The sequence below is a fragment of the Haloterrigena sp. KLK7 genome, assembly GCF_037914945.1.
GTDB classification, from domain to species: Archaea; Halobacteriota; Halobacteria; order Halobacteriales; family Natrialbaceae; genus Haloterrigena; species Haloterrigena salinisoli.
In genome coordinates, this window is the sequence record NZ_CP149787.1 from 2,958,035 (window position 1) to 2,972,135 (window position 14,101).

Here is a 14,101-nt window from a genome sequence, read left to right on the forward strand (position 1 = left end):
ACTGGAACGGAAACGTGTAAGCGGTTTATCGCGGCTCAGGCGAGCAGTTCCGCGCTCTCCGAGGAGAGTTCGACGGTGACGTCCTGTCGCGTCTGGTCGCTGATCTGATCGATGTTCCGCGTCAGCACCTCGAGAACGTCCTCCGGTTCGGGGTAGACCAGCAGGTTCCCGTCCCCGTCTTCCATCACCAGTTGCGTGTCCGCCAGCGTCACCTGATCGTTCTCGATGTGGGCGACGATCGCCGGTAGCGCCTCCGCGCCGCCGACGTCGCCTTCTTCGACCTTCGCGATGTACAGCGAGTCGAGCCCGATCAGGTCCTTGTACTCCCGGACGCGCTCGGCGCAGGCGACCATATCGCGCGTGATCGCGGTCTTCCCCTCGTTGCCGTGGGTCCCCTCGTAGCAGTGTTTGCAGACGCGGAGTTCCATGCGCATACGTCGTCGTTCGGTATCGTCCCGCAAGGGAATTTCGCAGGCGAGGACGTCAGTCACCCACAATTTGACAAGTTAGTGAGATGTCCCGAACTGTAATCGATCGATACCGGTCCTCGTCGCCGACCGTTCGAGACGAGAGCGCGTCTAAAACGGCATTGATCAAGTATATCCCCTATTGCGGGGGCGGCATTGAAGTCCGTCCGCGCGTACGTTGTGACGATGGCACGGGAGCATCCGGCGCGCGTCCTCCGGGTCGATCTCACCGCTCGAACCGTCGCGAGCGAGCCGATCCCGGACGCGTGGCTCGAGCGGTACGTCGGCGGGAAGGGCCTCGGCGCGCGGTACCTCTACGCGGAACTCGAGTCCGGGACCGACCCGCTGTCGCCCGAGAACGTGCTGGCGTTCGCGACCGGCCCGGTGTCGGGGCTGACCCCCGGCGAGCCGCGGTACGCGGCGATCACGAAATCGCCGCTGACGGGGACCTTCCTCGATTCGTACAGCGGCGGCGAGTTCGCCGGCCGGCTGGCGGGATCGCTCGAGGACCACCTCGCCGTTCTCGTCACGGGCCGGGCCGACGATCCGGTCGTCCTCTCGATCGACGACGGGACGGCGACGATCGAGTCGGCCGCGGAGCTTCGGGGCGCGGACGCCGCGGAGACCTGCGCGGCGTTTCCCGACGCGGGGGTCGCCTGTATCGGCCCCGCGGGGGAGCGGAAAGTCCAGTACGCGACGATCGCCGCCGACGGCGGGGACCACCACGCCGGCCGGGGCGGCGCCGGCGCAGTGATGGGATCGAAGAACCTGAAGGCGGTCGTCGCCCGCGGCGACCCGCCGACCGGACTCGAGGCCCTCCGCGAGCGCTACGAACGCCGTTTCGCCGACAGCGAGGAGGGGCGCTGGCAGTCGGCCAGCGGAACGCTCGAGACCATCGACGTCGCGGACGCGGTCGGCGTGCTCCCGACGCGAGGCTGGCAGGAGCGGCGGTTCGACGGCGCCGACGACCTCGGCATCGAGGCGGTCCGCGAACGGTCCCACGAGCGCGAACGCGAGGACGACGCCGTCGCCGGCGGCTTCCGAGTCGACACCGACGAGGGGGAGTCGGTCCCGCGGGGCGCCGCGCCGATCGTCCTCGGCGCCGGCCTCGGAATCGACGACTTCGACGCCGTCGCGACGCTGGGCGCGATCTGTGATCGGCTCGCGCTGGACGTCATCACCGCCGGGAACGCGGTCGCCTGGGCGGTCCGGGCGAGTCAAGAGGGGTTGCTCGAGCGCGACCTCTCCTTCGGCGACGAGGACGCCGCGCGGGACGTGATCCGAGAGATCGCGACCCGCGAGACGCCGCTGGGCGACGCGCTGGCCGACGGGATCGACGCCGCGGCCGCCGCGTTCGGCGGCGCGGACCTCATCCCGACGGTCAAGGGGATGGACTACTCCTCGTACGACCCCCGCGGCGCCGAGACGATGGCGCTGGCCTACGCGACCAGCGACCGCGGCGCCTGCCACCGGCGGGCCCGACCCGTCGAGTCCGAAGCCGTCGGCCGCGCGTGGCCCGACGACCGCGCCCGCGTCGCCGCCGTCGCGGGCGAGCAAAACCGGCGAGCCGTCCTCTGGAGCCTGATCGCCGACGACTTCCTCGAGGACGCCCTCTCCGAGGACCTCGGCGCCGAGTGGCTCGCCGCGGTCGGCTACGACGTCGACCGCGCCGGCCTCGCGACCGTCGGCGAGCGGATCTGGACCCTGATTCGCCTGTTCAACGTCCGCGAGGGCTTCTCCCGCGAGGACGACGCCCTGCCCGACGCCCTGCTCGAGCCACGGGACGACGCTGACGACGCGAGCGGTGACGGTCTCGATCCCGACCGATTCGACGCGCTGCTCGAGCGCTACTACCGGTATCGCGGCTGGGACGACGAGGGCCGACCGACCCGGGAGACGGTGGAACGGCTCGGTCTCGCGGACGTCGTCGACGACGAGACGCCGATTCCCGAAGGGGACGGTCCGCCGTCCGGCAGCGAACCGGACCCTCCCGCGGAGGTGAGCGACGATGACTGACCGGATCGATCTCGACGACCTCGAGACCGGCGCCGACGAGGACGACGCGGAGTCGGGGAACCGCGGCGACTGGCTGTGGCGCGACGACGGACCGTCCGAACCGGCGGACGACGTTGACTCGCGATCAGCAACCGCAGACGACTCCGACTCCTCGTCGCCGAACGCGCCGGCGGATACCGACGACGCGGGTACCGCGAAAGCGGGTGCGGAGACGAACGAATCGGATCGCGCTCCGGCGCCCCACGTCCCCAGGACGGACGAGAGCACGCCCGTCGGGATTCCCACCGAGGGATCTCAGTCGAGTAACGGAGCCTCAAGCGGACCGACGGATTCGACGACGGGAGCGAGCCACGGCGGGACCGAGTCGATGCGACCGATGGGTTCGGAGCCGTCGGACGCGTCGAACGCCGCCGATACCGCCGAGCCGGCGTCGGGCCCCCACGGTGGCGGCGTCGACGAGATGACGACGGCCATCACCTACGGCGCGCTGCGGCGACTCGAGCACCCGGCCGCGGTCGTCGCGGACGCCGCCGGGTGGAGCGACTGGGTCGGCATCGTCGGCGACGTCCCCGCGCACGCGATCCAGAAGTTCCAGCGCGACCGCGGGATCGACGTGGACTTCTTCAACGGCACCGGGACCGGCCCCGGCGAGCGCCTCGCCGAGATCGACCGCAACTCGATGTTCTACGCCGACCGCATGGTCGTCGTCGGGCTCGAGGGCGAGGACGAACCGATCGCCGAAGCGGCCGGCTGGGAGTTCGTCCCGCTCGAGACGGCGGCCGAGAAGGCCGACTGGAGACTCGCGGACTCCGAGTGAGTCGTTCCCGCTCGGTCGCCTCGAGACCCCGAGTAGACGGTCAGTCCTCGAGTGGTCAGTACCGACGACAGTTCGGCTCGCGAACCGGTGGCGCGGGGAATTTTTATCGTGGGAGTGGTCAGAAGTCACATGGGTATCCGTACCGCGATCGAACACAATCTGCTCGTGACGGCGGGGCTGTTGTTCGCCATCGGCTGGACCGTTGTGATCGGCGCACAGATCGTCAATCAGATGGGGCCGATCGTCGGCGGGAACTGGGTCGGCCAGCACGGCCTCGGGGGCCTGATGGGGCTGCTCGTCATCGTCGCGTTCCTCGGCCTGTTGATCGCGTCGTTCGGCGCGCTCGGCGAACCCGACCCCGCACCGGAGGAGTGGCCGCCACAGTGAGATGACCGGCGACGATCGACTCACCGTCCCCGTCAGCGACCGGTTCCGGGCGGCGGCGACCGACTGGGGCGACAACCGCCTCATGGACGAGGACGACGCCCTCGAGACCAAGGCCGAACAGGCGCTGCTCGAGATCGAACACCTCGTCGCCGACGCGACCGAGGTCGAGTTCACCGTCGAGGACGGCGAGATTCGTCACAGCCCCAGCGACGAACTCGCGGCCTTCCTCGACCGGCAGGCCGACGACTACGGGCTCGAGCCCGCGGACGTCCTCGCGATGCACGTCGACCTGTTCGCGCGGGTGTTCCTCGAGGGCGAGGAGACGGAGTCGGCGGATCCGGACGATCCGCGCCCGTGGTGATCGGCGACGCCGCTCGAACGCTGGGAGTCAGCCATCGAGGGACGCCGACCTGTACGCGAATCGCGGGAAAGCTATAATCCTGTGGCTCGTGAACACGTAGCTATGACGCACACCGACTGGAAACCGACGCCGGCTCTCGAGTGCTCGTGCGGTAGAGCGGTGTGGGACCACGAGGCGCCACACCGCATCAACGACGGCGAGGTCGACGGGGACGTCTCGTTCAGCGACGAGGTCCTCGAGGGGTTCCGGGACGAAGAGAGAGCGGAGTGACTGCTCGTTTTTCGATCGATCCGTTGACCCGATCCGCGAGGGCCCGTCAGTAGCCGGTGACGTCCTCGAAACAGCTCCCACATCGCTCGATCGCGGCCGACGTTCGGACCGTTTCGTCGGAGACGACGCGCGTACGGTCGTGAGTCGCGCTCACGAGCGAACCGCACGCCGTCGTGCGGGCGCTTCCGTCGTCGCGCGGTTTGTGTGCGGTGTTCGTTTGGGGGTTGAGAATGCGAGTCACGGCAGTAGCCACGCGAGAACCGCGCTTAATCCTAACACCCACATAGTTGGTATGAGCCGATCCGGACACTCAGGCTCCGCGACCTGTCTCAGAGCCACAGCTCTGTATTCGCCACGGGATCGTTGACATGCGACGCTAACGGTTGCTAGAGCCGGATCTCGATCGACTGTGCGAAGACCGTCTCCCGACACGCAACGATTATCGGTGTCGGTATCTTTCACCCATACGTGACTTCGAATATTCCGTTCACGTCGGGCGGAACGAACAGCGTCGTCGCCGCGCTGTCCGTTCTCATCGGAGCGATGGCGTTCGGGTACGGGCTACTCCTCGTTCCGGCGTCGGTACTGGGTGGCGGCTGGATCGCCGCGATCGGTCTCGCCCTGATACTCTCGGGACTGTTCGCCGCCGATGCGGTCGCTGATCGGCTGGGGCTCGCGCCGAACCGCCGACGCCGACTCTCGTTGCTCTTCGCCGCCCTCGCCCTGGTCCTGGCGGTCGCGTTCGTCGCCATCAACGGCGCGACCTTCGAGTCGGAAGCGTTCGAGAGCGCCGCGGCGGCGATCCGCGGTTAACGCGCGAGTCACGGTCGCGACTACCGCGCCGGTCGCGGACTCAGGCCATGCTCATCGCGATCTCCTCCTCGAACGCGACGGTTCCCTCGAGGATCGAGGCGACGGCCTCGTAGAACCGTTCGTCGGTGGTCTCCCGGACGTCGGCGGCGAACGACGGAATCCACTCGGAGAGGTGTTCCTCGTGGAAGACGCGCTGATAGCCGACGGTCTCCTCGTAGCCCGCCCGCTGTTGGCGGATCAGATAGCGGAGGAAGGCGAGTTCGACGGCGACGTAGTCGTTCTCCTCGGGATACTCCTCGGGCGGCGACCAGCCCGCCGCGCCGTAACTGGCCTCCACTTTCGCCAGCCCCGCGCCGCGGAAGTCCGTGTCCTCCCGGTAGTAGGTCTCGTGGGGGAGGATCGGCGGCCGCGGACCGACGAACAGTCGGGTGAACTCGCGCTCGAGGTCGTCTCGAACGGCGTCGACGTCTCGCTCTCGGTTCTCCTCGATGAACGCCTCGAGGGCCGAAAACCCCTCGTCTAGTTCCTCGCCGGCGCCCTCATCGGGCAACAGCACGTCCTCCGAGAGGATCGCCTCGACGAACGCCTCGCTCGGCACGTCCGCGAACGCGTCGATCAGGAAGTTCACCAGCTCGAGCCGTGCTTCGTATAGCGCCTGTTGGTTTACGCTCATGAATGTGGGTCGATCGTGATCGTCAGTCGCGATTAGCCGTTGCCGCGGTCGTAGAGCAGTTGCGCGCGACAGTCGCCGCAGTACTCGAAGACGCTCCCCTGCGCACCCGGCACGAGGCCGGCGACGGCGTCGCCGACCTCCGACTGGATCTTCCGCGCGGAGCCCTCGCTCGTGAAGGGCTTCCCGCAGTTGTTGCACTCGCGCATCTCGCCGTCGTGGACCGCGATCCAGGCGGGGTCGTCCGCGTCGTCGCGGTTCTCCGGCAGCAGCGAGCGATCGAGGCCGTCGCGCATCGTAATGACGTCCTCGACGCACCCCTCCTCGCAGGTCCCGCAGTTGACGCAGCGTTCGTGGTTGAACTCGAGGGTCGCCGTCTCCTCGTCGCGGCGGATCGCGTCGGTCGGACAGAGGTTCGCGCACGTGGGCGTGAGCGTACAGCCCTCGTCGACCTCCATTCGGCCGAAGTCCTTCAGGCCGCGAACGACCTCTCGGTCGGGGTCGACGTGCTCGAGGATCGCCCGGACGCTCTCGAGGGTCCAGCCGTGGCTGTCGAACGGCGGGTTTTCGCGGCCGGGGTCGATCTCACCGGTGGCCTCGTGCTCGCCGGCCGGAACCGGCGAGGGCTCGAGTTCGACGGCGAAGGTCGAGATCGCCTCGACGAAGGCGCCCGGTTCGTCGGGCTCGGGCGCGAAGAACGCGAATCGCTCGCCGAGCTCGAGGTCGCGGCTGGCCCGGTTGAGTCGGTCGACGAGATCGGCCTTCGGATCCGGTCCCGAGTGCAGGCAGTCGCCGCCGCAGCCGACGATCGCGACGCCGTCGGCGCCGCAGGCCAGTGCGTGCATCGCGTGGGCCTCGCCGACGGTATCGGTACAGTTGACGCGGACGGGGAGGATCGGCGGGTACTCGACCTCGGCCTTGCCCGCAGCGGACAGCCGGCCGTACTCCGCCAGCGCGTCGTCGGCCTCCTCGGAGCAGACGAACGCGACGATCGGCGATTCGACGTCCGACCCCGACCGGTTCAGGAGCCAGCCGCCCTCCTCGTCGGTCGGGCGCAGCAGGGCCTCGACCTCGCGGGCGATGCGCTCGTTCGAGGGCTCGCGCAGCCGCGTCGCGCCCGTCGGACAGGCGCTGGTACAGGCCCCGCAGTTCTGACAGGCCGCCTCGTGGAACGCGACCTCGTCGATCCTCGCGCGCTCGACCGCGTCGTGCGGGCAGGCCTCGACGCACTCGTTGCAGCCCGGCTGGCTCGAGTCGCCGGCCGCGCAGACGTCCATCTCGAGGTCGAGGTGGGCGGGTTTCTCGATCCCGCCGAGGTGCTTTCGCACCGCGGAGATCGTCGCCGCGTCGATCGGCGCGGTGTAGAAGCCGATCCGGCCGCCCCGCGTCCGCCGGCTCGCCGCGGGGTAGACGATCTGGTCGAACTCGAGCGTCCGCTGCGTCCCGTCCATCTCGATGGCGTCGGTGGGACAGACGTCGGTCCACGCGCCCTCGGGCGCGTCGGGATCGATGTCGACGGGGTAGCGCGTGACCGCGCCGTCGGGGCCCTCGTGGACGCACTTCATGCAGGAGATGCAGTCTTCCGTAACGCGGGACTCGAGGCGGACCTCGAACTCGCCGAACCGGCCCTCGATGTCGACGACGCGGCCGCGTTCGACGGTCACGTCGTCGAGCTCGGCCGCCGCGTCGACGTACTCGTTCCCGTCGGCGATCAGCGTCACGTCGGCGTCGTCGGCGAGCGCGGCCGCGGTGTCGGGATCGGCGACGACCGCGACGGTGCGGCCGGCGTCCCGCGTGAGCGTTCGGGACGGGGATTCGGCCTCGAGGCCGGCCTGCCGGGCGTTGACCACGCGGGCGGTCTTGGCCGTCGCGCCGGCCTCGTCGTGGACCCAGCCCGCGCCCTCGCGCTGGTCGACGAACGAGACGGCGTCGGGGTGGACCCCCTGTTGTTCGGCGACGCGCTCGAGTTTCCGCTGGACTCGCCGCTCGGGACAGGTGACGATCACCTGATCGAGGTCGTACTCGTCGATCACCTGCTCCATCGCGGGGAGGCCGTCCTCGCAGAGCAGCCGCGAACTCGCCGCGACGTCGACGCCCTCGATCCCCTCCCTGACCGCCTCGAGGTCGATGTCACACGTGTCGGCACAGGAACAAACGAAACTCCCGACCTTCATCCCGTCGTGCTATCCCATGCCACGATATGAACGTTGCGCCGAGTAAGCGCGAACTTCCCACGTCCTGGCGGAATAAACGAATCATATCTCGTGATTGTTCGAGTAATACGCGAATAACCTAGCCGATAGATAAATTCGTCCCGACTGACTCAGGCAAATATTGATAGTGGGTACCGGGGAAGGCGCTAGGTATGGGTGTACGTAGCACGCTATCGAACCGACGGGAAGGTGCACTCGCGAAACCCACGGAACGGTGCGCTCGTGACACTGCGTTTACAGTAAGGGACGTGGTGCCATGAGCGCGGCGGACGAACCGGTCACGATCGACCTCGACCGGCGCTCGTTCATGAAGGCGAGCGCGCTCGCCGGCGGGCTCTTCCTCGGCGGCGGCGTGACGGGCCACGTCCTCGGCACCCAGGAGGAGCAGGAAGACGACGGCGTTCCCGAGGGCGAGGAGACGGCGAAGGTGATCTGCAACTACTGCGCCGTCGGCTGCGGCTTCAAGGCCGTCAAGGACGGCAACTCCTTCGTCGCTCAGGAACCGTGGTTCGAGAACCCGATCAATAACGGCTCGCTGTGTTCGAAGGGTGCGGGAATCCTCGAGACCGAGCACTCGCCCAAGCGGCTGAAACATCCCATGCGGAAGGAGGACGGCGAGTGGCGGCGGGTCACCTGGGACGAGGCGTATCAGGAGATCGTCGAGACGTGGGAGCAGACCGTCGAGGAGTACAGCCGCGAGAGCGTGATGATGCTGGGCAGTGCCCACCACTCGAACGAGGCGGCCTACGCCATCCGGAAGCTCGCGGCGTTCATGGGGACGAACAACGTCGACCACCAGGCGCGGATCTGTCACTCGCCGACCGTCACCGGCCTCGCCAACACCTGGGGGTTCGGCGCGATGACGAACACGATCAACGACTACCGCAATTTCAACCTGCTGATCATCCTCGGGCAGAACCCCGCCGAGTCCCACCCGATCGCGATGCAACACATCCTCGAGGGCCAGGCGCGGGGCGGAACGATCGTCTCGATCGACCCCCGGTACACGAAGACGTCGGCCCACGCCGACTACTTCCACCGGCTCCGGCCGGGGACGGACGTGGCGCTGGTCATGGGGCTGCTCAACTACGTCCGCGAGCAGGACGGGCTCGCCGAGGAGTTCCTCGAGGACCGCGTGATGGGCTGGCCCGACGTCGAGGCCGAACTCGATCAGTACGACCTCGATACCGTCGCCGACATCACCTGGATCGATCGGGAGGACTTAGAGGAGATCGGCGATCTGATCGTCGAGAACGCGCCCCGCATTCAGGTCGAGTGGGCGATGGGCGGCACGCAGCACAACAACGGAACCCAGAACATCCGCTCGTACGCCCTCTTTAGCCTCGCGACCGGGAGCGCGGCCCGATCCGGCGGCGGCCTGCAGGTCATGCGCGGCCACGCCAACGTGCAGGGCGCGACCGACCTCGGCGTCGACGCGAGCATCCTGCCGGGCTACTACGGCGTCGACGCGCCCGGCTCGTGGGAGCACTGGTCGACGGTCTGGAATCGGAGCCCCTGGACCAGCGGGAGCATCTCCTTCGAGGACCTCTATCGGAACTTCGAGCGGATGCCCAACGAGATGTGGGCGGGCCTCGAGGTGCCCGCCGCGGTCGAAGAGGGGGAGTCCGACTCGGAGGACGAGGGCGAATCGCCGAACGGCGAAGAGGAGGACGGTGGCGGCGACGAAGGCGGCGACAGCGAGGGCAGCGAGGACGCGGGTCTCCAGGAGGACGCCCCCCTCGAGGATCCGGATCCCCGGTCGATGATGTTCCAGCGCGGGCTGACCGTCGCCCGCTGGTACGAGGCCGCGCTGGGGCAGGAGGATCGACTGCTCGACTCGAACCTCTACCAGCCGAACCCGCTGAAGATGGCCTTCTTCTGGGGCCACTCGGCCAACTCCATCAGCGAGATGGACAAGATGAAGCGAGCCATGGAGGCGCTGGACCTGCTGGTCGTCGTCGACGTCTTCCCCTCGGTCGCCGGGACGCTGCCCGACGACGCGGACGTCCTCCTGCTGCCGGCCTCGAGTCAGTACGAGCACGTGCGGTCGGTCACGAACTCGCATCGGTCGGTCCAGTGGAGCGAGGCCGCCGCGACGCCGGCGCACAACTCGAAACCCGACCTCCAGATCATGCAGGAGCTGGCCGATTACATGGGCTTCGGCGAGCACTTCGACTGGGGGTCGGGACCGGCCCAACACAACGGTCGGAGTTCCTACGAGGACGCGCTCCGGGAGATCAACCTCGGGGTGCGCTCGATCGGCTACCAGCAGCCCCCCGAGAAACTCCAGCAACACCACGAGTACGACTGGGCGTTCAGCACCGAAGACCTGCGGGCGGAGAACACCGGCACGCCCGTCGACGGGGACTTCTGGTCGCTCCCCTGGCCCTACTGGGGCGACGACCACCCCGGCTCGCCGATCATCTGGACGCAGGAGTCCGACCCCCGCGACGGCGGCCACGACTTCCGGGTCAACTGGGGCCAACAGGCCCCGACGCCCGAGGAGTGGACCGAGATGGACGTCGACAAGGAGTACCCCTTACAGGAGACCGTCGACCAGCAGGGGGCGGACGGACTGAACCTGATCGCCGAGTCCTTCGAGGCGCCGTGGTGGGACGACGGAGAGATCGAGGGCGTACCGTCGTATCCCGGCTACGCGACCGTCCTGCCCGACGATCCCACGGAGGCCTCGAGTCAGACGCTGCCGGTGCAGGCCGCCCTCGACGAGGAGGTGTCGGTGTACGAGGCGGCCCAGGCGGTCAACGAGCAGTACGGCGATCAGGTGGACGTCGACCCCGCGGAGTTCGAGGAGTACGACAGCGCACAGCCCGACCCGCCGACGGGGCGCGGCAAGGCGCGCGCGGTCGTCTGGAACTTCATCGACACGGTACCGGTCCACCGGGAACCCGTCGAGAGCCCGCGACCGGATCTGGTCGAGGAGTGGCCGGCCAACGGCCAGCAGACCAACTTCTGGCGGCTCGATCAGAACAACGCCAGCGTCCAGCAAACGGCGACCGCGGCGGTCCACACGGAACTCGGGAGCGACTTCGAGAGCGGCCGAACCGTCATCCTGACGTCTGGACGACAGGTCGAACACCAGGGCGGCGGCGCCGAGACGCGGAACAACAAGTACACCGCCGACCGGCAGCCGCACATGTACGCCGAGATCAGCCCGACGCTGGCCGAGGAACTCGACGTCGTCGGCGGCGACGACCACGTCGTTATCACGTCGGCCGACAAGGGCTCGATCCTCGTGAAGGCCAACGTGACCAACCGCGTCAACGACGAGGAGGTCTTCCTGCCCTACCACTGGGGCGGGGTCTTCCACGGCGAGGACAAGACCCCGAACTGGCCCCACGGGACCGAGCCGCTGGCGATCGGCGAGAGCGCGAACATCATCACGCCCAGCGGGTTCGACGCCGAGACGCAGATGCAGGAGACGAAGTCCGGCGTCGTCCACGTCCAGAAGGCGACCCAACAGGTCGTCGACGACCTCGACATGGAGTTCATCGACTACCCGCAGGAAGAGAACGGTCTCGGCCGACAGAAGCGGTACGACGTTCGGGAGTGGGACATGGAAGAAGGCGGTGAGATACTATGACACAGGAAGAACCGTCCGGCCAGGTGATGAGTCAGGGCGTCATGAGCACCGGCGAGGGGATGCGGATCTTCCCCGACGTCGAGGCCTGTATCGACTGCGGCGGCTGCGTCGTCGCCTGCAAACGCACCTGGGACCGGGAGATCGACAACCAGCGCATCGACATCACGACCATGGCCGAGGGGGTCGCCGGCCCGCAGGGCGAGAACGCCGACAAGACCGACCGACTGGCCGCGGGGGAGAACCCCGGCGAGACCAGCCTGCCGATGCAGTGTTATCACTGCGAGAACGCCCCCTGCGTCTCGGTCTGTCCGACCAACGCCCTCCAGAAGGAGGACGACGGCTTCGTGACGGTCCACGAGGACCTCTGTGTCGGCTGCCAGTACTGCCTGTCGGGCTGTCCGTTCGGCGCGCCGCAGTTCCCGGACAGCAACGACGGGACGGCCCAGATCTTCGGCACCGGCGGCATCATGGACAAGTGTACCGGCTGCCGCGAGCGCCAGGAGGCCCAGAAGGGGCCGGCCTGCGCCGAGGAGTGCGCGACCGACGCTATCCTCGTCGGCGGCACCGGCGAGATCGCCGACGAACTCGAGCGCCGAGACAGTCAGCCGTTCTTCAACGACGAGGCCATGGCGATCATCTTCGGCGAGGAGGAGGCTCAACTGTTCCAGTGACCATGAGCGACGACCGATCAGCGGACACGCACGACCACGCAGGCGACGACGTCCGGGCCGCGAGAGAGCGCGAGCGGACGACCGACGCGGTCGACCGGACCGATCGGGACGCCGCCTCGAGCGCTCGGCAACGCGAGGCACAGGCCGGGGTACCGTCCGACGAACAGCGCGAGGACGCCGGATCCGGACGGGGGACCGGCGAGGGGACCGGTGGCGGCGACGACGGCGGCAGCGGGGACGGCGGCGGTTGGTCGGGCCGGATCGCCTTCTTGCTCAGCGCCCTGTTCGGCCTCGCGCTGGCGGTCGGCGCCGTCGCGCTCGTCACCGCCCGCGCGCCCTTCTTCGAGAACGTCCAGCGGATCCACCCGACCCTCGAGGGCGGCGGCGTCGGCGCCGACTGGATCGCCGGGAACACGGGCCCGATCCTCGAGGCAGCCATCGCGCTGGTCCACCTGGCCGACGTGGTCATGGGGATCTTCATCCTCCTGATGGTGTTCATCCACTGGGCCGCGTTCCGCCGGCTGGCGACGCGGATGCGGCCGCCCGCGGGCTCGAGGCGCGCCAGCGAGAGCGCCGCGGCCACTGACGGAGGCGTTCCGGAGCCGGCAGGAGACGACGGCTCGGAACCAGCGGCCGACGACGCCTCGAGCGACGGTTCGGACACCTCGGGCGCCGGAACGGACGCGCCGGCCTCGAGCAGCGATCCGGCGGACGATTCCACCGGCGCCGACGGGGGTGATCGGCGATGACGAATCTCGATCACGGGAAGTTCTCGCGGGTGACGACGATGTTCCACTCGCTGCTGGCGTTGACGGTGTTCATCCTGTTCTTCACGGGGTACGCCATCGCCTTCAACACGGAGCTGTGGTGGCTCGTCGAGCTGATGGGCGGCAACCAGGGCGTGCTCTCGATCCACCGACTGGCCGGCTTCGCGCTGATCGCGCTGACCGGCTTCTGGGTGCCCTACATGCTGCTCCGATCGTCCAGTCGGTCCAACTTCAGGGGGATACTGCCGGGCCTGACCGACGCGAAGGCGTTCGTTCAGGACGTCAAGTTCGCCCTCGGACGGGCCGACGAGCGCCATCCGGCGGCTCGCCAGTTCGCGGGCTACAAGGCCGAGGAGGTGCCGCTGATGTCGTACATCGGGAAGGGCGTCATCTGGATCTTCACCGTCGAGTTGGTCCTGTTGATGCTCTCGGGGCTGCTCATCTGGCGCAAGACGTGGCTGATCGACTTCTACGACTCCCAGTCGGTCGCGATGGCATTCGTCGCCTTCCACGGACTGCTCGGGGTCATCATGCTGATGGGCGTGATGTTCCACACCTTCGAGCACGGCTTCCACCCGGCGTTCTACCCCGTCGAGATGAAGGCGTTCCTGCCGAAAGAGCACACGCCGAACTTCCACGGCGATCCGGACGAACACGAGACGACCGGGATCGAACGCCTCCGGCGCAAGTCCTCGTGGCGGTGGGCGACGAACGTGATGGGCGTGCTGGTCGTCGTCGGCATCGTCAGCGTGATGATGGCCAGCCTCGAGTACGGCGGCTATCCGGTGCCGGACTCGCTGGTGTTCAACGAGGGGAGCGTCCTCCGGACGATCGGCATCAACGTCGGGATCTTCGTGCTGTTCGTCGGACTCGTCCTCTCGGTGTTCGGCAACGTGCTCCGGGCGCGGTACATGCGCCAGCGCCGGAAGCAGCGGGAACGACCGGCCGAACGGACGCCCGCCGCGGACGGAAGCGGATCGACTCGCGACGACGGCCCCAGCGAGGCCGACGACTGACCGCCGCGGTCGGTTTTCCCACCGTTCGTTCG

14 protein-coding genes are annotated in these 14,101 nt (G+C 68.3%); 10 read left to right on the top strand and 4 right to left on the bottom strand.

Annotated elements, in window-relative coordinates; genetic code table 11:
• Positions 1 to 35: 35 nt before the first annotated feature.
• Complete coding sequence (locus WD430_RS14590) at positions 36 to 434, bottom strand: hypothetical protein (RefSeq protein ID WP_339103158.1); 399 nt, start codon at positions 432 to 434, stop codon at positions 36 to 38.
• 219 nt (positions 435 to 653) lie between these two features.
• Here WD430_RS14590 and WD430_RS14595 point away from each other — a divergent pair, with 219 nt between their 5' ends.
• The 5 genes from WD430_RS14595 (at position 654) to WD430_RS14615 (ending at position 4,318) form a co-directional block, all read left to right on the top strand.
• Positions 654 to 2,483 (top strand): aldehyde ferredoxin oxidoreductase C-terminal domain-containing protein, encoded by a 1,830-nt coding sequence (locus WD430_RS14595; RefSeq protein WP_339103159.1) that lies wholly within the window; start codon positions 654 to 656, stop codon positions 2,481 to 2,483.
• Positions 2,476 to 3,300 carry a hypothetical protein gene (locus WD430_RS14600; protein WP_339103160.1) on the top strand — a complete coding sequence of 275 codons (825 nt, stop codon included), beginning with the start codon at positions 2,476 to 2,478 and terminating at the stop codon, positions 3,298 to 3,300. The genes WD430_RS14595 and WD430_RS14600 overlap by 8 nt, the downstream gene beginning before the upstream one ends.
• Before the next feature lie 129 nt (positions 3,301 to 3,429).
• Positions 3,430 to 3,687, top strand: coding sequence for a hypothetical protein (locus WD430_RS14605; protein WP_339103161.1), 258 nt, complete (start codon positions 3,430 to 3,432; stop codon positions 3,685 to 3,687).
• Between the two features lies 1 nt (position 3,688).
• Positions 3,689 to 4,048, top strand: a complete 360-nt coding sequence (locus WD430_RS14610; RefSeq protein ID WP_339103162.1) for a hypothetical protein — start codon at positions 3,689 to 3,691, stop codon at positions 4,046 to 4,048.
• Positions 4,049 to 4,150: 102 nt separating this feature from the next.
• Positions 4,151 to 4,318 (top strand): hypothetical protein, encoded by a 168-nt coding sequence (locus WD430_RS14615; RefSeq protein WP_339103163.1) that lies wholly within the window; start codon positions 4,151 to 4,153, stop codon positions 4,316 to 4,318.
• Positions 4,319 to 4,364: 46 nt separating this feature from the next.
• Here the strand turns inward: WD430_RS14615 and WD430_RS14620 are convergent, their stop codons facing one another.
• Positions 4,365 to 4,559: a hypothetical protein gene (locus WD430_RS14620; RefSeq protein WP_339103164.1), complete on the bottom strand. Its 195-nt coding sequence runs from the start codon at positions 4,557 to 4,559 to the stop codon at positions 4,365 to 4,367.
• 227 nt (positions 4,560 to 4,786) lie between these two features.
• Here WD430_RS14620 and WD430_RS14625 point away from each other — a divergent pair, with 227 nt between their 5' ends.
• Positions 4,787 to 5,131 carry a hypothetical protein gene (locus tag WD430_RS14625; RefSeq protein WP_339103165.1) on the top strand — a complete coding sequence of 115 codons (345 nt, stop codon included), beginning with the start codon at positions 4,787 to 4,789 and terminating at the stop codon, positions 5,129 to 5,131.
• Between the two features lie 40 nt (positions 5,132 to 5,171).
• Here WD430_RS14625 and WD430_RS14630 read toward each other — a convergent pair whose 3' ends face one another.
• Both WD430_RS14630 and WD430_RS14635 read right to left on the bottom strand, forming a co-directional pair.
• Positions 5,172 to 5,804 (bottom strand): molecular chaperone TorD family protein, encoded by a 633-nt coding sequence (locus WD430_RS14630; RefSeq protein WP_339103166.1) that lies wholly within the window; start codon positions 5,802 to 5,804, stop codon positions 5,172 to 5,174.
• A 32-nt stretch (positions 5,805 to 5,836) separates the two neighbouring features.
• Complete coding sequence (locus WD430_RS14635) at positions 5,837 to 7,975, bottom strand: hydrogenase iron-sulfur subunit (protein ID WP_339103167.1); 2,139 nt, start codon at positions 7,973 to 7,975, stop codon at positions 5,837 to 5,839.
• Positions 7,976 to 8,270: 295 nt separating this feature from the next.
• Here WD430_RS14635 and WD430_RS14640 point away from each other — a divergent pair, with 295 nt between their 5' ends.
• Genes WD430_RS14640 through WD430_RS14655 form a run of 4 tightly spaced genes read left to right on the top strand, consistent with a single transcriptional unit; the run spans position 8,271 to position 14,069 of the window.
• A complete protein-coding gene (locus WD430_RS14640; protein ID WP_339103168.1) occupies positions 8,271 to 11,615 on the top strand; it encodes a molybdopterin-dependent oxidoreductase in 3,345 nt (1,114 codons plus the stop codon).
• Entirely contained in the window at positions 11,612 to 12,286 is a 675-nt protein-coding gene (locus WD430_RS14645) for a 4Fe-4S dicluster domain-containing protein (protein ID WP_339103169.1), read from the top strand. The genes WD430_RS14640 and WD430_RS14645 overlap by 4 nt, the downstream gene beginning before the upstream one ends.
• Positions 12,287 to 12,288: 2 nt before the next feature.
• Complete coding sequence (locus WD430_RS14650) at positions 12,289 to 13,035, top strand: hypothetical protein (protein WP_339105826.1); 747 nt, start codon at positions 12,289 to 12,291, stop codon at positions 13,033 to 13,035.
• Positions 13,032 to 14,069 (top strand): cytochrome b/b6 domain-containing protein, encoded by a 1,038-nt coding sequence (locus WD430_RS14655; RefSeq protein ID WP_339103170.1) that lies wholly within the window; start codon positions 13,032 to 13,034, stop codon positions 14,067 to 14,069. Before WD430_RS14650 ends, WD430_RS14655 begins: the two co-directional genes overlap by 4 nt.
• Positions 14,070 to 14,101 lie beyond the last annotated feature (32 nt).